Here is an 18,843-nt window from a genome sequence, read left to right as displayed (position 1 = left end):
GATGCCGAATATACCCGCTGGTACTTCGGCATGACCATCGGCGCGGGGCGCCGTTTCGAGTTCAGCGGGCTCATGGCGACGAACTCCCCTTGGGCCGCAGTCCCCGGTCGGCGATGCGTGGCCGCTGCGCCTCGACGGCCGGCAGCGGTTCGCAGACCGCGAGGCTCTCCATGCAACGCCGAGCCAGCACCTGGTACTCATGGGTGCCTGTGCGTTTCCAGGCCACTTCCTCATCGCTGAGGCTGCGCTTGACCTGCGCCGGCGCGCCCATCACCAGTGACTGCTCGGGGCAGCTGAAACCTGCCTTGACAAAGGCAGTGGCAGAGACGAAGGAGCGCGCAGCGATCTCGGCGCCATCCATCACCACCGCATTCATGCCCACCAGTACGTCATCGCCAATTTGGCAGCCATGCAGCACGGCGCCGTGGCCGATATGGCCATTGCGCCCGACCACGGTGTCGCTGTCGGGAAAGCCATGCATGACGCAGGTGTCCTGGATGTTGGCGCCTTCTTCGAGGATGATCCGGCCGAAATCGCCACGCAGGCTGGCCAGCGGCCCGACATAGCAGCCCGGGCCGATGATCACGTCGCCGATCAACACCGCGCTGGGATGTACGTAGGCCGTGGGGTGCACCACAGGCACCAGGCCATCGAGGCTATAGCAGGTCATCGGCACGCTCCCAGGCAGCGACATGACGGCGACTCTGCACCACGACGAAACGCCGCACGACGAAGGCCATGTCGGTAATCGAGGCGTTCGCCGCCGGGTTGCCGCCGCTGGCATGAAAATCACTGAAGGCAGCCGACTGGTTGACCAGCACGCCGCCATCGAGGTTGATCGACAATGCCACCGCCACCTCCTGGGCCAGCGCTTCGGCACGCTCCAGCACCTTGTCGTCGGTGCTGTAGACGCCCAGGGTCAGGGCGCCTTTCTCGGCGATCAGCTCACCGGCAAGTTGCAGGCTGTGGGCACTGTCGTCGGTGGCGATGACGAAGGCGATGGGGCCAAAACGTTCTTCGCCATAGGCCTCCCTGGCGCTGGCATCGACCTGCAACAGCAGCGGCGTGCGCACACGCGCCCCTGGAAACTGCGGATGCTCGCGCACTTCGCTGTCGAGCAGTAGTTCACCCAGCCTCCGGCAAGCCTGGATACGCTCGGCAGTGGCGTTCGACTGGATGGCGCCGAGCACCGCGCAAGCACGCTCGTTGTCGCCGAGAAAGTCCCGAATGGCGCCAGCCAGGCCCTGGGCCACCTCAGCGAAGGACAGATGGCCGTCAGCCGTGGCGATACCGCCGCGCGGCACATAGATGGCCTGAGGGGTGGTGCACATCTGCCCGGAATAGAGACTCAGAGAGAGCGCCAGGTTGCGCGCCACGGCCTGGAAATCCCGCACGCTGTCGATGATCACGCTGTTGATGCCAGCTTTCTCGGTGAAGACCTGAGCCTGCCGCGCATTGGCCTCCAGCCAGTTGCCGAAGGCGCTGGAGCCGGTGAAATCCACCAACTTCACCCGCGCATCCAGCGCCAGGCGCTGACTCACGGGGGCCTCGGGGGTATCGACCACAAGACTGACCAGGGCCGGATCGAAGCCCAGCTCAGCCAGCACCTGTTGCGCCACCTTGACGCTCATCGCCAGCGGCAGGATGGCGCCCGGGTGCGCCTTGACCATGACCGGGTTGCCGCTGACCAGGCTGGCGAACAGCCCGGGGTAGGTGTTCCAGGTCGGGAAGGTGGAACAGCCGATCACCAACGCCAGGCCACGCGGCACGATGTGCCAGCGCTTGTTCAACAGCAGCGGCGCCTGCTTGCCCTGTGGCTTGATCCAGCTGGCAGTCTCCGGCACCGCGGCCATGGCCTGCCAGGCATAGGCCAGCACTTCCAGAGCACGATCCTGGGCATGCGGCCCGCCAGCCTGGAACGCCATCATGTAAGCCTGCCCACTGGTATGCATCACGGCATGCGCCAGCGTCGGGCTCAACGCATTGAGACGCTGCAGTATTTCCATGCAGGCCCCCAGGCGCGCGCGCGGCCCGGCATCACGCCAGGCCGGCAGAGCCGCCTGCAGGCGCGTCATCAGGGCATCGGCATCGTACTGGTCGTAGCTCACGCCCAGCTCCAGCCCATAAGGGGAGCGCTCGCGCCCTACTCGTGCCAGCGGGTCCGGCCCTTCCAGCTCGAAATGCCGCCCCAGCAGCGCCTCGAATTGCGCCTGTGCGTTCTGCACCGAGGCCTCCGGGTACTGCTTGAGGCTCTCGGGGAACGGCGACCAGTAGCCCCGCTCGCCAATGGCCTCGACGGCACGTTGCAGGGTCGGGCGGTGACGCTCGAACAACTCGATAGCGGCAACCTGGGCTTGCGTGGACATGAAGAACTCCTCGACCCATACAGGCCTTGAAATGGCGCAAATAAACACGCTTCGTTTCATTTTTTGTATCACATAAGAAAAATATAGAAAAGCGCCAGTTTCTGTATCGGATGCCGAGCACCCTTGTGCAAGCCCCATAAACACGTCAAGAACGCCGAATAAAGCCAGGCCTGAGCATGGCTCGGGGAATCCCACGACCGCATGTCCGCGCCACTCTCACCACTAAAAGACACGTAAATATTATTTTTTACTCTTGTTTTGTATCGCTTCGCGCATATACTCGAAGCCAGGTCGAGCCGTGAACTAGCGGCTCGCCTCCGCGAAGGGCACCGCCCCGAGCCACTAATCAATAAGAGCGGCTGGCACCAAGCCGCGCGTGCAGCAGAGGACGTTCGCCATGCCTCGTACCCTTGCCGTCCTGCAGCCAGAGCAGGGCGTCCGCCTGATCACCTTGCAGCGCCCCGAGGCGCTCAATGCGCTGAACACCGAATTGCTCGCCGAGCTGGCCAGCGAGCTGGATCTCGCCGAGCAGGACATCAACAACCGCGTGGTGGTCATCACCGGCAGCCGCAAGGCATTCGCCGCCGGCGCCGATATCAAGGAAATGGCCGAGCGCGATCTGGTGGGCATCCTCAATGACCCACGCCTGGCGCACTGGCAGCGCATCACCCGCTTCAGCAAACCGCTGATCGCCGCCATCAATGGCTTCTGCTTGGGCGGAGGCTGCGAGCTGGCCATGCACGCCGACATCCTCATCGCCGGCGAGGACGCGCGCTTCGGCCAGCCGGAAATCAACCTCGGCATCATGCCCGGCGCTGGCGGCACCCAGCGTCTGCTACGCGCGGTGGGCAAATCCCTGGCCATGCAGATGGTGCTCGGTGGCGAGCCCATCGACGCCCGCCACGCCCTGCGTGCCGGACTGGTCAGCGAAGTGACCCAGCCTGAGCTCACGGTCGAGCGGGCCATGGCCATCGCCCGCCTGATCGCCCAGAAGGCGCCGCTGGCCGTGCGCCTGGCGAAAGAGGCCGTGCTCAAGGCCGAGGACACCGACCTGGCCAGCGGCCTGCGCTTCGAGCGCCACGCCTTCACCCTGCTCGCCGGCACCCGCGACCGCGACGAAGGCATCCGCGCCTTCCAGGAAAAGCGTCGCCCCGACTTCACCGGCCAGTGACCACTGGCCACCCTCTCCCGCCGCACCGGAGCGCCCGAGACATGACCTTCGACCACATCCTCTTTGCCATCGAGGCGGGTGTCGCCACCCTCAGCCTCAACCGCCCAGAGCAACTGAACAGCTTCAACGCCAAGATGCACGGCGAAGTCCGCGAAGCCCTCAAGCAGGTACGCCAGAACCCGGAGGTTCGCGTCCTGTTGCTGACCGGCGAGGGCCGCGGCTTCTGCGCCGGTCAGGATCTGGCCGACCGCAACGTCGCGCCGGGCAGCGCCGCGCCGGATCTGGGCGCCTCCATCGAGCAGTTCTACAACCCGCTGATCCGCACCCTGCGCGACCTGCCCATGCCGGTGATCTGCGCGGTCAACGGGGTCGCCGCCGGCGCCGGGGCCAATATCCCCCTGGCTTGCGACCTGGTGCTGGCCGCCCGTTCCGCCAGCTTCATCCAGGCCTTCTGCAAGATCGGCCTGATCCCCGACTCCGGCGGCACCTGGACCCTGCCACGCCTGGTCGGCATGGCCCGTGCCAAGGCCCTGGCCCTGCTGGGCGAGCGCCTCAGCGCCGAGCAGGCCGAGCAGTGGGGGTTGATCTACCGCGTGGTGGACGACGCCGAGCTGCGCGACGAAGCCCTCAAGCTGGCCCGCCATCTGGCGACCCAGCCCACCTACGGCCTGGCGCTGATCAAGCGCAGCCTCAACGCCAGCCTGAACAACGGCTTCGACGAGCAACTGGAACTGGAGCGCGATCTGCAGCGCCTGGCCGGTCGCAGCGAGGACTACCGCGAGGGCGTCAGCGCCTTCATGGCCAAACGCACCCCTGCCTTCAAAGGACGCTGAGCCATGCCTGCCCTGCCCAACACCTCACTCGTCGCCGTCATCGGCGCCGGCGCCATGGGTGCCGGCATCGCCCAGGTGGCGGCCCAGGCCGGCCATCCGGTGCGCCTCTATGACAACCGCCCCGGCGCCGCCGCCCAGGCCGTGGAGGGCATCGCCCGCCAGCTCGCTCGCCTGGTCGAGAAAGGCAAGCTCGACGCCGACGCACAACGTGCCATCGTCGCTCGCCTGCAACCTGCAGACGCACTGCAAGAGCTGGCCGATGCCCACCTGGTGATCGAAGCCATAGTCGAGAACCTGGAGGTCAAACGCAGCCTGCTGCGCGAACTGGAAGCGCTGTGCGCCCCCACCTGCATCCTCGCCAGCAACACCTCGTCGCTGTCGATCACCAGCCTGGCCACCGGCCTGAAGCACCCTGGTCGGGTGATCGGCATGCACTTCTTCAACCCGGCACCGCTGATGGCTCTGGTGGAGATCGTATCGGGCCTGGACAGCGACCCTGCGCTGGCCGACAGCCTGCATGCCACCGCCAAAGCCTGGAACAAGAAGCCGGTGCACACCCGCTCCACTCCGGGCTTCATCGTCAATCGCGTGGCGCGCCCCTTCTATGCCGAAAGCCTACGCCTGCTGCAGGAAGGCGCCGCCGACTGCGCCACGCTCGATGCGCTGCTGCGTGATGCCGGTGGCTTTCGCATGGGCGCCTTCGAGCTCACCGACCTGATCGGCCATGACGTCAACTACGCCGTCACCTGCTCGGTGTTCGACGCCTACTACGGCGACTTCCGCTTCCAGCCTTCGCTGATCCAGAAGGAACTGGTCGACGCCGGCCGCCTGGGCCGCAAGAGCGGTCGCGGCTTCTACGACTACGCCGAAGGTGCCCAGCGCCCCAACGCCAGCGAGTTGAGCAGCGACCTGAGCGTCGACGGCTGCGTGGTGGAGGGCGACCTGGGTGCGGCCGAGCCGCTGCTGGCACGCCTGCAGGCCGCCGGTCTGGCGGTGACCCGGCGTGACGGCGCCGGCCTGCTGCGGGTCGGTGACGCGGTGCTGGCACTCTCCGATGGGCGCCTGGCCAGCCAGCGTGCCCGCGAGGATGGCCTGGCCAACCTGGTGCTGCTGGATCTGGCGCTGGACTACACCAAGGCCAGCCGCCTCGGCATCAGCTGGGCAGCCGACACCTCCAAACTCGCCCGCGACCAGGCCGTGGCGCTGCTGCAACGCGCCGGCATCACGGCCAGCCCGCTGGCCGACCTGCCGGGCCTCGCCGTACTGCGCACCGTCGCCATGCTCGCCAACGAGGGCGCCGATGCCGTGCTGCAAGGCGTTGGCTCGGCGGCGGACATCGACCTGGCCATGCAGGCCGGCGTCAATTACCCCCGGGGGCCGCTGGCCTGGGCCGACGCCATCGGCCTGCCCTGCGTGCTGCGCATTCTCGACAACCTGCAGGCGGCCTACGGCGAAACCCGCTACCGCCCATCACTGCTGCTGCGGCGTCATGCCGCCGAAGGGAGAGTCTTCCATGACCAACTATGAAGCACTGTCATTGGCAGTGGAGTGCGGCCGCGCGCTGTTCGAGCGCGACAGCGCCAGCCAGGCCATGGGCATGCGCCTGATCTCCGTGGCACCCGGCCAGGCACAAGTCGGCATGAGCGTGCGCGCCGACATGGTCCAGGGCCACGGCACCTGCCACGGCGGCTACCTGTTCGCCCTGGCCGACTCGGCCTTCGCCTTTGCCTGCAACAGCTATAACGAGGCCACCGTGGCCATCGGCTGCAGCATCGACTATGTGGCCCCGGCCAGCCTGGGTGACACCCTTACCGCCCAGGCCAGCGAGCAGAGCCGCAGCGGACGCACCGGCAACTACGACGTGCGTATCGAGAACCAGAACGGGCAACTGATCGCCCTGTTCCACGGCAAATCCTACAGAGTGCGCGGCACAGTGCTGGCGCAGGAGACCCCTGATGAATGACGCCCAACTGCACGATGCCCTGATCATCGACGCCGTGCGCACCCCCATCGGCCGCTATGCCGGCGCGCTCGCCAGCGTGCGTGCCGACGACCTCGGCGCCATCCCCATTCGCGCCCTGCGCGAGCGCCACCCGGAGCTGGACTGGAACGCGGTGGACGACGTGATCTATGGCTGCGCCAACCAGGCCGGCGAGGACAACCGCAACGTCGCGCGCATGGCCGCGCTGCTCGCCGGCCTGCCGCAGAGCGTACCCGGCACCACCCTCAACCGCCTGTGCGGTTCCGGCCTCGATGCCGTGGGCAGCGCGGCGCGTGCCCTGCGCTGCGGCGAGGCCGGACTGATGATCGCTGGCGGCGTCGAGTCCATGTCCCGCGCGCCACTGGTAATGGGCAAGGCGGAAACCGCCTTCTCCCGCCAGGCCGAGCTGTTCGACACCACCATCGGCTGGCGCTTCGTCAACCCGCTGATGCAGGCCGAGTTCGGCATCGACTCCATGCCGGAGACGGCCGAAAACGTCGCCGCGCAATTCGCCATCTCCCGCGCCGACCAGGACGCCTTTGCCCTGCGCAGCCAGCAGCGCGCTGCCGCCGCGCAGGCCAACGGGCGCCTGGCGAAAGAGATCGTCGCCGTGGAGATTGCCCAGCGCAAAGGGCCACCCAAGGTAGTGAGCCAGGACGAACATCCGCGTGGCGACACCACCCTGGAGCAACTGGCCAGACTGGGCACGCCGTTCCGCGCCGGCGGCTCGGTCACCGCCGGCAACGCCTCGGGCGTCAACGACGGCGCCTGCGCCCTGCTCCTGGCCAGCCCCGCCGCCGCCCGCCAGCACGGGCTGAAGGCCCGCGCCAGAGTGGTCGGCATGGCCAGCGCCGGGGTCGAGCCACGCATCATGGGCATCGGCCCGGTGCCAGCCACCCGCAAGGTGCTGGAGCTGACCGGGCTGACCCTGGCCGAGATGGACGTGATCGAACTCAACGAAGCCTTCGCCGCCCAGGGCCTGGCCGTGCTGCGCGAACTGGGCCTGGCCGACGACGACGCCAGGGTCAACCCCAACGGCGGCGCCATCGCCCTCGGCCATCCACTGGGCATGAGCGGCGCCCGCCTGGTCACCACCGCCCTGCATGAACTGGAAGAACGCGGTGGCCGCTACGCCTTGTGCACCATGTGCATCGGCGTAGGCCAGGGCATCGCCCTGATCATCGAACGAATTTGACTCACGAAGGAGCGCACGCCCTGCCATTCATCGTGAAAGCGGCGGACTGGCAGGCACAGCAAAGACTCTGACACGGAGCGCGAACTACCCCAAGAACCGGGAGCGCTATGCTCCCTCATGACACTCGCGGCCCCTGCCGGGCTGGCGTACAAGAACAACTCGAGTGAAACCATGAACATGTACCATGATGCCCAACGTGCCCTGCTTGACCCGATCGAAACCGCCAGCGTCGATGAACTGCGCCAGCACCAGCTGCAGCGCATGCGCTGGAGCCTGAAACACGCCTACGACAACGTGCCACTCTACCGCCGCCGCTTCGACGAGGCCGGCATACACCCGGACGACCTCAAGTCACTGGACGACCTGGCCAAGTTCCCCTTCACCAGCAAGGGTGACCTGCGCGACAACTACCCCTTCGGCATGTTCGCCGTGCCACAGAGCGAGGTCGTGCGCGTCCATGCCTCCAGCGGCACCACCGGCAAACCAACCGTGGTGGGCTACACGCAGAACGACATCGACACCTGGGCCAACGTGGTGGCGCGCTCGATTCGCGCAGCCGGCGGGCGCAAGGGCGACAAGGTGCATATCTCCTACGGCTACGGCCTGTTCACCGGCGGCCTCGGCGCGCATTACGGCGCCGAGCGCCTGGGCTGCACCGTGATCCCCATGTCCGGTGGCCAGACCGAGAAGCAGGTGCAACTGATCCGCGACTTCCAGCCCGACATCATCATGGTCACGCCGTCGTACATGCTGAACCTGGCGGACGAGATCGAGCGCCAGGGCATCGACCCGCACAAGCTGGCGCTGCGCCTCGGCATCTTCGGCGCCGAACCCTGGACGGCCGAGCTGCGCCGGGCCATCGAGGAGCGCCTGGGCATCACCGCCCTGGACATCTACGGCCTGTCGGAAATCATGGGGCCAGGTGTCGCCATGGAATGCGCCGAAAGCAAGGATGGCCCGACCATCTGGGAAGACCACTTCTACCCCGAGATCATCGACCCGGTGACCGGCCAGGTGCTACCGGACGGCGAGTACGGCGAGCTGGTGTTCACCTCCCTGTCCAAAGAGGCGCTGCCGATGATCCGCTACCGCACCCGCGACCTCACCCGCCTGCTGCCTGGAACCGCACGCCCGATGCGGCGCATGGACAAGATCACCGGCCGCAGCGACGACATGCTGATCATCCGTGGCGTGAACGTGTTCCCGACCCAGATCGAAGAGCAGGTGCTGAAGGTTCGCCAGCTCTCCGAGAACTACGAGATCCACCTGTTCCGCAACGGCAATCTGGACAGCATCGAGATCCATGTCGAACTCAAGCACGAGCACGATGGCCTGGGCGAAGCCCAGCAGCAGTCCCTGTGCAACGAGTTGTCGAAGCACATCAAGACCTACATCGGCATCAGCTCGCGCATCGTCCTGCGTCCCAGCTATTCGCTGAAGCGCTCCGAAGGCAAGGCCTGCCACGTGTACGACAAGCGCAACCAGTAAGCGCACCACTGTGCGAGGCGCTGCATTGCGAGCGCCTCGCACGCCTACCCCCTATCACCGACAACAACCCGAGATGCAGCCGACTGCCTCACGGCTGCATTCGCTCGCCAAATAAAACCGAAATATAAAACAAGAATATATTTTCGTATCTCTTTATAGAGCATCCCGTGCCACGGCTCTGGGCGCTATCTACGCCACGGAAAATTCTATTGCCGCGAGACGCTATCGGTCTCCAAGCGCACTCATGGCGCTTCCCCCTTCCTCGCTCATGACCAGAAAGCATGAGGACGGCCTTCAGATACGATACAAAAATCTAATTCGATACATATTTTAGTGTTTGATATTTTTTTACGTATCATTTAAAAATATCACCATGGCAACGCCACCCCACGAACCCCGCACAGCTGGAGAACGGCATGTACGCACAATTGGTTGAGACCGGCGTGAAGCGCGTGAAGACGCTGGAGGAAATGCCTCCCGAGGAACGCGCCTTCCAGGAAAAGATCGACGCTGAAATCAAGATCGAACCGAAGAACTGGATGCCCGACGGTTACCGCCAGACGCTGATCCGGCAGATGTCCCAGCACGCCCACTCGGAAATCGTCGGCATGCTGCCCGAAGGCAACTGGGTGACCCGCGCCCCGACCCTCAAGCGCAAGCTGCAATTGATGGCCAAGATCCAGGACGAAGCTGGCCACGGCCTGTACCTGTACAGCGCCATGGAAACCCTCGGCGCCTGCCGGGACGAGGAAATCGCCAAGCTGCATGCCGGCAAGGTGAAGTACTCGAGCATCTTCAACTACCCGACCCTGAACTGGGCCGACATGGGTGCCGTGGGCTGGCTGGTGGACGGTGCTGCGATCGTCAATCAGGTGGTGCTGCAACGCACCTCCTACGGCCCCTACTCGCGCGCCATGGTCCGCATCTGCAAGGAAGAGTCCTTCCACCAGCGCCAGGGCTACGAAATCCTCCTGCACATGATGCGTCACGGTAACCAGGCGCAGAAGGACATGGTGCAGGACGCCATCAACCGCCTCTGGTGGCCGGCCCTGATGATGTTCGGCCCCAGCGATGCCGACTCCCCCAACAGCGCCCAGTCCATGGCCTGGAAGATCAAGCGCCAGAGCAACGACGAGCTGCGCCAGCGCTTCATCGACCAGACCGTGCCGCAACTGCAGTTGCTCGGCTGCACGGCCCCCGACCCCGACCTGAAGTGGAACGAAGAACGCGGCCATTACGACTTCGGCGAGATCGACTGGAGCGAGTTCTACGCCGTGCTCAAAGGCAACGGCCCCTGCAACCACGAACGCATCGCCACCCGCCGCAAGGCCATCGAAGACGGTGCCTGGGTGCGTGAAGCCGCCGTGGCTTATGCGCGCAAACAACAACACAAACGCGACGCCGCCTGAACCGACAACCCCTGCCCCGCCAATGCGGGCCAGCGCGAGGAGATACGCACATGAGTGAATGGACCCTTTTCGAGGTCTTCGTCCGCAGCAAGCACGGCCTCAACCACAAGCATGTCGGCAGCGTGCATGCCGCCGATGCGCCAATGGCCATCGAGAACGCCCGCGAGCTGTACACCCGACGCAACGAGGGCGTGAGCCTGTGGGTGGTGCCCTCGGCACTGATCACCGCCTCTTCCCCGGACGAAAAAGAGCCGCTGTTCGACCCATCCCAGGACAAGGTCTACCGCCACGCCAGTTTCTACGAGTTGCCCGCCGAAGTCGGCCACATGTGAGGCACCAGCCATGACCGCCCAGCACGATCTGATCGAATACCTCCTGCGCCTCGGCGACAGTGCCCTGATCCAGGGCCAGCGCCTGTGCGAATGGTGTGGCCGCGCTCCAGCCCTGGAAGAGGAACTGGCGTTGATGAACGTCGGCCTCGACCTGGTGGGCCAGGCCCGCAACTGGCTGGAATATGCCGCCGAACTGCTCAACGATGGCCACGATGCCGATCACCTGGCCTTCCGCCGCGATGAGCGCGCCTACCGCAACCTGCTGCTGGTGGAGCAACCCAACGGCGACTTCGCCGTCACCATGACCAAGCAGTTCCTCTACGACGCCTGGCACTTCCAGGTGTTGCACGGCCTGTCCAGCTCCACGGATGCACGCATCGCCGGCATCGCCGCCAAGGCCCTCAAGGAAGTCACCTACCACCTGCGCCGCTCCAGCGAGTGGGTGCAGCGCCTGGGTGACGGCACCGAGCACAGCCACCAGCGCATGCTCACCGCCGTGCAGGAACTGTGGCGCTTCAGCGTCGAGCTGGTGAATGCCGACGACGTCGAGCAGCGCCTGTTCGAGGCCGGCATCGCGCCCGCCCAGCAGGACGTCACCGCCGGCTGGCAAGCCAAGGTGGCCGACACCTTCGCCCGCGCCACCCTGCCCGTACCGGAAGCAGCCAGCCACTTCTACCTTTCCGGGCGCCGCGGCCTGCATACCGAGCACCTGGGTCTGTTGCTGGCCGAAATGCAGTTCCTTCAGCGGGCCTACCCCGATGCCAGCTGGTGAGCTGATCGCCAGCGACCGCGCGCCCCTGGGGGCCGGTGACGTCGATCGCGCCTGGCAGGTACTGGACGCGGTGATGGACCCGGAAGTCCCGGTGGTCAGCGTGGTCGACCTCGGCATCGTGCGCGCGCTGAGCCCCGACGGCGGCACCCTGCATGTGCTGGTGACTCCCACCTACTCCGGCTGCCCGGCTACCGAGGTCATCGAACGGGACATCGAGCAGGCGCTGCTGCAGGCGGGTTTCGCCCCGCGCCTAGAGCGCTGCCTGACGCCCGCCTGGACCACGGACTGGATCAGCGCCGCAGGCCGTGAACGGCTGCGCGCCTACGGCATCGCCCCGCCACAGGGCAGCGCCAGCAAGCGCAGCCTGCTCGGCGAAGAGGTGGAGATCTGCTGCCCGCAGTGCGGCAGTGCTCATACCGAACGGCTCAGCGAATTCGGCTCCACCGCCTGCAAGGCCCTGCACCGCTGCAAGGACTGCCTGGAACCATTCGATTACTTCAAGTGCATCTAGAGGAGCGGGAGAAACGTCGCGAGCGCAATGTTTCTCCGCCGGAGAACAACAATGAGCAAGTTCCACAGCCTGACCATCAAGGACGTCCGCGCCGAAACCCGTGACGCGGTGTCCATCGCCTTCGACGTTCCCGGCGACCTGGCCGACGCCTTCCACTTCACCCAGGGCCAGTACCTGGTGCTGCGCACCGAGCTGGACGGCGAGGAAGTACGGCGCTCCTACTCCATCTGCACCGGCACCGGCGATGGCGAGCTGCGGGTGGCCATCAAGCGCGTAGCCGGTGGCCGTTTCTCCAGCTATGCCAACGACCAGCTACGGGTCGGCCAGCAGCTCGAAGTCATGCCGCCGGATGGCCGCTTCTTCGTGCCCATCGAGCCCAGCCGTCGCGGCAACTACCTAGCCGTGGCCGCCGGCAGCGGCATCACGCCGATCCTGTCGATCATCAAGACCACCCTCGAGTGCGAACCGCAAAGCCGCTTCACCCTGCTCTACGGCAACCGCTCCAGCGCCTCGGCACTGTTTCGTGAGCAGTTGGAGGATCTGAAGAACCGCTACCTGCAACGCCTCAACCTGATCTTCGTGTTCAGCCGCGAGCAACAGGACGTGGATCTGTACAACGGTCATATCGATGCCGGCAAATGCAGCCAGCTGTTCAGCCGCTGGATCCAGGTCGATGCGCTGGACGCCGCCTTTATCTGCGGCCCGCAGAGCATGACCGAAACCGTGCGGGAGCAATTGCGCGAGCACGGCATGCCCAGCGAGCGCATCCACTTCGAGCTGTTCGCCAGCGAAGGCGGCGCCGCTCGCCGCGAAGCACGCGAGGCAGCCCGCAGCGCCGACAGCGTCAGCAGCCAGATCACCGTCATCAGCGACGGCCGCGCCCTGAACTTCGAGCTGCCACGCAACACCCAGAGCGTGCTCGACGCCGGCAACGCCCAGGGCCTGGAACTGCCCTACTCGTGCAAGGCCGGGGTGTGCTCCACCTGCAAGTGCAAGGTCATCGAAGGCGAGGTGGAAATGGACAGCAACTTCGCCCTGGAGGACTACGAGGTGGCCGCCGGCTACGTGCTCTCGTGCCAGTCCTATCCGGTCAGCGAAAAGGTCGTCCTCGACTTCGACCAACTCTGACAGCGCCCTGCCAAGGCCTCACCCGAATCGTAGGAGCGAGCTCTGCTGGCGAAACGTTGGCTTGAGCATGTGTTCGCTCGCGAGCAGAGCTCGCTCCTACAAAGGACTCCACCCGCTTCACCTGCGTTGCACCGCCTCTACAACCACAACAAGAGAGAGCAAACATGAGCCCGCACGACCTCGAACGCATCAGCCAGCACCCGGACTTCATCCAGCTGGTACGGCGCAAGCAGCGTCTCACCTGGTCCCTCACCGCCGCCATGCTGGTCATCTACTACGGCTTCGTGCTGCTGGTGGCCTTCGCCCCCGGCGCGCTCGGCCAGTCCCTCAGCGGCGGCGTCACCAGCGTCGGCATGCTGGTGGGCGTCGGCGTGATCCTGCTGTCGTTCGCCCTGACCGGCATCTACGTCGCGCAGACCAACAGCGTCATCGACCCGCTCAACGACAAGGTCAAAGAGGTGCTCGCCCCATGAAAGCACTCACCTCCCTGCTGCTCGGCGCCGGCCTGCTGGCCTCGCCGCTGGCCTTTGCCGCCGACAGCGGCCGCCCACTGAACTGGACGGCCATCTACATGTTCCTGGCCTTCGTCCTGTTCACCCTCGGCATTACCCGCTGGGCCGCGCTGCGCACCCGCTCCACCGCCGACTTCTACACCGCCGGCGGCGGCCTCAGCGGCTTCCAGAACGGCCTGGCAATCGCCGGCGACATGATCAGCGCGGCGTCCTTCCTGGGCATCTCGGCGATGATGTTCATGAACGGCTACGACGGCCTGCTGTACGCCCTGGGCGTGCTCGCCGGCTGGCCGATCATCCTGTTCCTGATCGCCGAACGCCTGCGCAACCTGGGCAAGTACACCTTCGCGGACGTGGTGTCCTACCGCCTGGAGCAGAGCCCGATCCGCATCACCGCCGCCTTCGGCACCCTGACCGTGGCGCTGCTCTACCTGGTGGCGCAGATGGTCGGCGCCGGCAAGCTGATCGAGCTGCTGTTCGGCCTGTCGTACCTGCAAGCCGTGCTGCTGGTGGGCGTGCTGATGGTCTTCTACGTGACCTTCGGCGGCATGCTGGCCACCACCTGGGTACAGATCATCAAGGCCGTGCTACTGCTCTCCGGCACCAGTTTCATGGCCTTCATGGTGCTGCGCCACTTCGGTTTCAGCACCGAGGCGATGTTCGCCGCCGCCACCGAGGTGCACGCCAAGGGCAGCGCGATCATGGCCCCGGGCGGGCTGTTGTCGAACCCCATCGACGCCATCTCCCTGGCCCTGGGCATGATGTTCGGCACCGCCGGTCTGCCGCACATCCTCATGCGTTTCTTCACCGTCAGCGACGCCCGTGAAGCGCGCAAGAGCGTGTTCTACGCCACCGGCTTCATCGGTTACTTCTATCTGCTGCTGATCGTGGTCGGCTTCGGCGCCATCGTCATGGTCGGCACCAATCCCGAGTTCCGTGACGCCGCCGGCGCCATCATCGGCGGCGGCAACATGGTGGCGGTGCACCTGTCCCAGGCGGTGGGCGGCAGCCTGTTCCTCGGTTTCATCTCCGCCGTGGCCTTCGCCACCATTCTCGCCGTGGTGGCCGGGCTGGCACTCTCCGGTGCCTCGGCGGTGTCCCACGACCTGTATGCCTGCGTACTGCGCAAAGGCAAGGCCAGCGAGCGCGAGGAAATGCGCGTCTCGCGTATCGCCACCCTCGGCATCGGCGTGCTGGCGGTGATCCTCGGCCTGCTCTTCGAGTCGCAGAACATCGCCTTCCTCTCCGGCCTGGTGCTGGCCATCGCCGCCTCGGTCAACTTCCCGGTGCTGTTCCTCTCCATGTTCTGGAAGGGCCTGACCACTCGGGGCGCGGTCGCCGGCAGCCTTGCCGGGCTGCTCTCGGCCATCGTCCTGCTGGTGCTGAGCCCGGCGGTGTGGGTCAACGTGCTGCACCACGAAACGCCGCTGTTCCCTTACGCCAACCCGGCGCTGTTCTCCATGAGCCTGGCTTTCTTCAGTGCCTGGCTGCTCTCGGTGACCGACACCTCCGAGCGCGCCCGGCAGGAGCGCGGCCGCTACCTGGCGCAGTTCATCCGCTCCATGACCGGCATCGGCGCCAGCGCTGCCAGCCGCCACTGACTCCAACGGATTGACGGACACAACAACAATGAACCTCAACCGCACCACCACACTGCTCGCCACCCTGGCCCTGCCTCTGGCCACACCGGCCCTGGCCGGCTTCATCGACGACAGCAAGGCCAGCCTGGAGCTGCGCAACCACTACCTCAACCGCGACTTCCGCCAGCACGGCGCGGGCCAGTCCAAGGCCGAAGAATGGGCCCAGGGCTTCACCGCGCGGATCAGTTCCGGTTTCACCGAAGGCAGCGTCGGTATCGGCCTCGACGCCATCGGCCAGTTGGGCGTCAAGCTGGATTCCAGCCGCGACCGCCGTGGCACCGGCCTGCTGCCCTTCGATCCCGCCGACAAGCAGCCGGTGGACGACTACAGCGAACTGGGTCTGACCGCCAAGCTGCGCGCCGCCAACAGCGTGCTGCGCCTGGGCACCTTGCAGCCGCAGCTACCGGTGGTCAGCTACAACGACACCCGCCTGCTGTCCTCCACCTTCCAGGGCGGGATGCTGACCAGCCAGGAGGTCGACGGTCTGACCCTCAACGGCGGCCGCCTGACCCGCGTCAACCTGCGCGACTCCTCCGGCCGTGACGACATCGGCTACGGCGCCGCCAGCAGCGATGCCTTCGATTTCGCCGGCGGCACCTACGCCATCACCCCGCAGCTAGCGGCCAGCTACTACTACGGCAAGCTCGACGACATCTACCGTCAGCAGTTCGCCGGCCTGGTGCACAGCTTGCCGCTGCCCGGCGGCTTCAGCCTGAAGAGCGACCTGCGCTACTTCGACAGCCGTGGCGACGGCGCCGCACATGCCGGGCGCATCGACAACCGTAACCTCAACGCCATGTTCAGCCTGAGCCAGGGTGGGCACCGCATCAGCGCCGCGTTCCAGCGCATGTCCGGCAGCAGCGCCTTTCCCTTCCTCAACGGCGGCGACCCTTACGTGGTGAACCTGGTGACCTACAACACCTTCACCCGCGCCGAGGAGGACGCCTGGCAACTGCGCTACGACTATGACTTCGCCGCCGTTGGCCTGCCGGGCCTGAGCTTCATGACCCGCTACGTCGACGGCCGCAACGCCAAGACCGCCAGCGGTGATCACGGCGAAGAGTGGGAACGCGACAGCGACCTCGCCTACGTCATCCAGAGCGGCGACCTCAAGGGCCTGAGCCTGCGCTGGCGCAACGTCACCTTCCGCTCGGGCAACGGCCTGAGCACCGACCTCGACGAGAACCGCCTGATCCTCGGCTACACCCTCGCCCTCTGGTAGGCCAACCACGAACCCCGGCCGGCACCCCTGGTGCCGGCCTTTGTCACGGAGAATTCCCATGAGCAACGCCCCCACCCTGCAAAGCTTCATCGGTGGCCGCTGGATCGGCCAACACGGCGCCCAGCTACTGCGCAGCGCGGTCAACGGCCAGCCCCTGTTCCGCACCCACGAAGAGGCGCTGGACTTCGCCGAAGCCCTGGACTTCGGTCGCTCGCGCGGCATCCCGGCGCTCATGGCCCTGGACTTCCAGCAGCGCGCCGCGCGCCTCAAGGCCCTGGCGCTGTACCTCAACGAGCGCAAGGAACAGCTCTACGCCATTTCCCACCACAGCGGCGCCACCCGTGCCGACAGCTGGATCGACATCGAGGGCGGCACCGGCACCCTGTTCGCCTATGCCGGCGTCGGCGCCCGTGAGCTGCCCTCCGGCAACATCGTCCACGAAGGCCCGGCCATGCCCCTGGGCAAGCAGAACCTGTTCGCCGGCAGCCACATCCTGGTGCCGCGCGGCGGCCTGGCCGTGCACATCAACGCCTTCAACTTCCCCATCTGGGGGATGCTGGAAAAGTTCGCCCCCACCTTCCTCGCCGGCATGCCCTGCATCATCAAACCGGCCAGCGCCACCAGCTACCTGACCGAGGCCACGGTGCGCCTGATGCATGAGTCCGGCCTGCTGCCCGAAGGCAGCCTGCAACTGATCATCGGCGGCACCGGTGACCTGCTGGACCGCCTGCAAGGCCAGGACGTGGTGACCTTCACCGGCTCCGCCGACACCGCCGCCAAGCTGCGGGTCAACGCCAACCTGGTGCGCAACTCGATCCCCTTCAACGCCGAGGCCGACTCGCTGAACTGCGCCATCCTCGCCCCGGAAGTCACCCCGGACGATACGGAGTTCGACCTGTTCGTCAAGGAAGTGGCCCGCGAGATGACCGTCAAGGCCGGGCAGAAGTGCACCGCCATCCGCCGTGCCATCGTCCCGGCGAAACACATCGACGCCGTGGCCGAGCGCCTGCGTGAGCGCCTGGCCAAGGTAGTGGTGGGCGACCCCTCGGTGGAGGGCGTGAAGATGGGCGCGCTGGCCTCCCACGCGCAGCAGGCTGACGTTGGCGAGCGCCTGCAAGCCCTGTTGGCCGGTAGCGAGTTGCTGTTCGGCGCCCAGGACGGCTTCGCCCCCCGTGGCGAGGGCGTCAACGAAGGTGCCTTCTTCGCCCCCACCCTGCTGCGTGCACGCGATCCGCACGCCGAAGGCGGTGCCCACGACATCGAGGCCTTCGGCCCGGTCAGCACCCTGATGGCCTACGACGACCTGGACGAAGCCATCGCCCTGGCCGCCCGCGGCAAGGGCAGCCTGGTGGCCAGCCTGGTCACCAAGGATGCGGCCGTCGCCGCCCGTGCAGTGCCGGTGATGGCCGCCCTGCATGGCCGCGTACACATCCTCGACCGCGAAGCCGCTGCCGAATCCACCGGCCACGGCTCACCGTTGCCGGTGCTCAAGCACGGCGGCCCGGGCCGGGCCGGCGGCGGCGAGGAGCTGGGCGGCGTGCGTGCAGTGAAGCATTACCTGCAACGCACCGCCATCCAGGGCTCGCCGAGCATGCTGGCCGCGGTGACCCGCGAGCACGTGCGCGGTGCCCAGGTGATCGAGACCGAGGTGCATCCGTTCCGCCGTTACTTCGACGAACTGCAGATCGGCGAATCCCTGCTGACGCACCGCCGCACCGTCACCGAAGCGGACATCGTCAACTTCGGTTGCCTGTCGGGCGATCACTTCTATATGCACTTCGACGAGCTGGCAGCCACGGAGTCGCAGTTCGGCAAACGCATCGCCCACGGCTACTTCGTGCTCTCCGCTGCCGCCGGCCTGTTCGTCTCCCCGGCACCGGGCCCGGTACTGGCCAACTACGGCCTGGACACCCTGCGCTTCATCAACCCGGTGGGCATCGGCGACACCATCCAGGCGCGCCTGACCTGCAAACGCAAGATCGACCAGGGCAAGAAGAGCCCCAAAGGCGAGCCTCAGGGCGTGGTGGCCTGGGATGTGGAAGTCAGCAACCAGCTCGGCGAGCTGGTAGCCAGCTACGACATCCTGACCCTAGTACTGAAACGTCCACAGGCGCAGTAACGCAGGTTAAAAACGCTGAACAACCGGCCCTCGGGCCGGTTTCCTCATGAAGCGAGCCCTCTTCGACAGTTCAAAGTGAGCGCCCCAGCCCAACGCGGTGTGGTGACATACGTCTGCGCAGGTAATCGCTTGATCTAACTCCTACCTGGATGCAGTAATGGACT

General features: G+C 66.2%; 17 protein-coding genes. 15 read left to right on the top strand and 2 right to left on the bottom strand.

Annotated features, from left to right (window positions below):
- Nucleotides 1-70: 70 nt before the first annotated feature.
- Both paaY and paaN read right to left on the bottom strand, forming a co-directional pair.
- Nucleotides 71-670: a phenylacetic acid degradation protein PaaY gene (paaY, locus tag BLT86_RS20555; protein WP_092379260.1), complete on the bottom strand. Its 600-nt coding sequence runs from the start codon at nucleotides 668-670 to the stop codon at nucleotides 71-73.
- Nucleotides 657-2,366 carry a phenylacetic acid degradation protein PaaN gene (gene paaN / locus BLT86_RS20550; protein ID WP_092379257.1) on the bottom strand — a complete coding sequence of 570 codons (1,710 nt, stop codon included), beginning with the start codon at nucleotides 2,364-2,366 and terminating at the stop codon, nucleotides 657-659. The genes paaY and paaN overlap by 14 nt, the downstream gene beginning before the upstream one ends.
- Before the next feature lie 397 nt (nucleotides 2,367-2,763).
- Here paaN and paaF point away from each other — a divergent pair, with 397 nt between their 5' ends.
- The 15 genes from paaF to paaZ all read left to right on the top strand — a co-directional run bounded on the left by paaF (nucleotide 2,764) and on the right by paaZ (nucleotide 18,679).
- Entirely contained in the window at nucleotides 2,764-3,537 is a 774-nt protein-coding gene (gene paaF, locus BLT86_RS20545) for a 2,3-dehydroadipyl-CoA hydratase PaaF (RefSeq protein WP_092379254.1), read from the top strand.
- A 41-nt stretch (nucleotides 3,538-3,578) separates the two neighbouring features.
- Nucleotides 3,579-4,370 carry a 2-(1,2-epoxy-1,2-dihydrophenyl)acetyl-CoA isomerase PaaG gene (gene paaG / locus BLT86_RS20540; protein WP_092379251.1) on the top strand — a complete coding sequence of 264 codons (792 nt, stop codon included), beginning with the start codon at nucleotides 3,579-3,581 and terminating at the stop codon, nucleotides 4,368-4,370.
- Nucleotides 4,371-4,373: 3 nt separating this feature from the next.
- Nucleotides 4,374-5,897 (top strand): 3-hydroxyacyl-CoA dehydrogenase PaaH, encoded by a 1,524-nt coding sequence (gene paaH, locus BLT86_RS20535; protein WP_092379248.1) that lies wholly within the window; start codon nucleotides 4,374-4,376, stop codon nucleotides 5,895-5,897.
- Entirely contained in the window at nucleotides 5,884-6,333 is a 450-nt protein-coding gene (gene paaI, locus BLT86_RS20530; protein WP_061237255.1) for a hydroxyphenylacetyl-CoA thioesterase PaaI, read from the top strand. Before paaH ends, paaI begins: the two co-directional genes overlap by 14 nt.
- Complete coding sequence (pcaF, locus tag BLT86_RS20525) at nucleotides 6,326-7,546, top strand: 3-oxoadipyl-CoA thiolase (protein ID WP_092379245.1); 1,221 nt, start codon at nucleotides 6,326-6,328, stop codon at nucleotides 7,544-7,546. The genes paaI and pcaF overlap by 8 nt, the downstream gene beginning before the upstream one ends.
- Before the next feature lie 171 nt (nucleotides 7,547-7,717).
- Nucleotides 7,718-9,034: a phenylacetate--CoA ligase PaaK gene (gene paaK, locus BLT86_RS20520; protein ID WP_092379242.1), complete on the top strand. Its 1,317-nt coding sequence runs from the start codon at nucleotides 7,718-7,720 to the stop codon at nucleotides 9,032-9,034.
- Between the two features lie 416 nt (nucleotides 9,035-9,450).
- Nucleotides 9,451-10,443 (top strand): 1,2-phenylacetyl-CoA epoxidase subunit PaaA, encoded by a 993-nt coding sequence (gene paaA, locus BLT86_RS20515; protein WP_092379239.1) that lies wholly within the window; start codon nucleotides 9,451-9,453, stop codon nucleotides 10,441-10,443.
- Between the two features lie 50 nt (nucleotides 10,444-10,493).
- Nucleotides 10,494-10,775: a 1,2-phenylacetyl-CoA epoxidase subunit PaaB gene (paaB, locus tag BLT86_RS20510; RefSeq protein WP_061237246.1), complete on the top strand. Its 282-nt coding sequence runs from the start codon at nucleotides 10,494-10,496 to the stop codon at nucleotides 10,773-10,775.
- A gap of 10 nt (nucleotides 10,776-10,785) precedes the next feature.
- Nucleotides 10,786-11,547 (top strand): 1,2-phenylacetyl-CoA epoxidase subunit PaaC, encoded by a 762-nt coding sequence (gene paaC / locus BLT86_RS20505; RefSeq protein ID WP_092379235.1) that lies wholly within the window; start codon nucleotides 10,786-10,788, stop codon nucleotides 11,545-11,547.
- On the top strand, nucleotides 11,534-12,058 hold the full coding sequence (paaD, locus tag BLT86_RS20500; RefSeq protein WP_061237242.1) for a 1,2-phenylacetyl-CoA epoxidase subunit PaaD: 525 nt from the start codon (nucleotides 11,534-11,536) through the stop codon (nucleotides 12,056-12,058). Before paaC ends, paaD begins: the two co-directional genes overlap by 14 nt.
- Before the next feature lie 51 nt (nucleotides 12,059-12,109).
- Nucleotides 12,110-13,186, top strand: coding sequence for a 1,2-phenylacetyl-CoA epoxidase subunit PaaE (paaE, locus tag BLT86_RS20495; RefSeq protein ID WP_092379232.1), 1,077 nt, complete (start codon nucleotides 12,110-12,112; stop codon nucleotides 13,184-13,186).
- Nucleotides 13,187-13,350: 164 nt separating this feature from the next.
- Nucleotides 13,351-13,659, top strand: a complete 309-nt coding sequence (locus BLT86_RS20490) for a DUF485 domain-containing protein (protein ID WP_061237238.1) — start codon at nucleotides 13,351-13,353, stop codon at nucleotides 13,657-13,659.
- A complete protein-coding gene (locus BLT86_RS20485) occupies nucleotides 13,656-15,299 on the top strand; it encodes a cation acetate symporter (protein ID WP_092379229.1) in 1,644 nt (547 codons plus the stop codon). Before BLT86_RS20490 ends, BLT86_RS20485 begins: the two co-directional genes overlap by 4 nt.
- Nucleotides 15,300-15,327: 28 nt before the next feature.
- Complete coding sequence (locus tag BLT86_RS20480) at nucleotides 15,328-16,560, top strand: OprD family porin (RefSeq protein WP_092379227.1); 1,233 nt, start codon at nucleotides 15,328-15,330, stop codon at nucleotides 16,558-16,560.
- 58 nt (nucleotides 16,561-16,618) lie between these two features.
- Entirely contained in the window at nucleotides 16,619-18,679 is a 2,061-nt protein-coding gene (paaZ, locus tag BLT86_RS20475) for a phenylacetic acid degradation bifunctional protein PaaZ (protein WP_092379224.1), read from the top strand.
- Nucleotides 18,680-18,843: the final 164 nt, after the last annotated feature.

It is taken from the genome of Pseudomonas sihuiensis, from assembly GCF_900106015.1.
Lineage (GTDB): Bacteria > Pseudomonadota > Gammaproteobacteria > Pseudomonadales > Pseudomonadaceae > Aquipseudomonas > Aquipseudomonas sihuiensis.
Note: the sequence above shows the minus strand (reverse complement) of the source record. Positions and strands in the feature narration are given on the sequence as shown.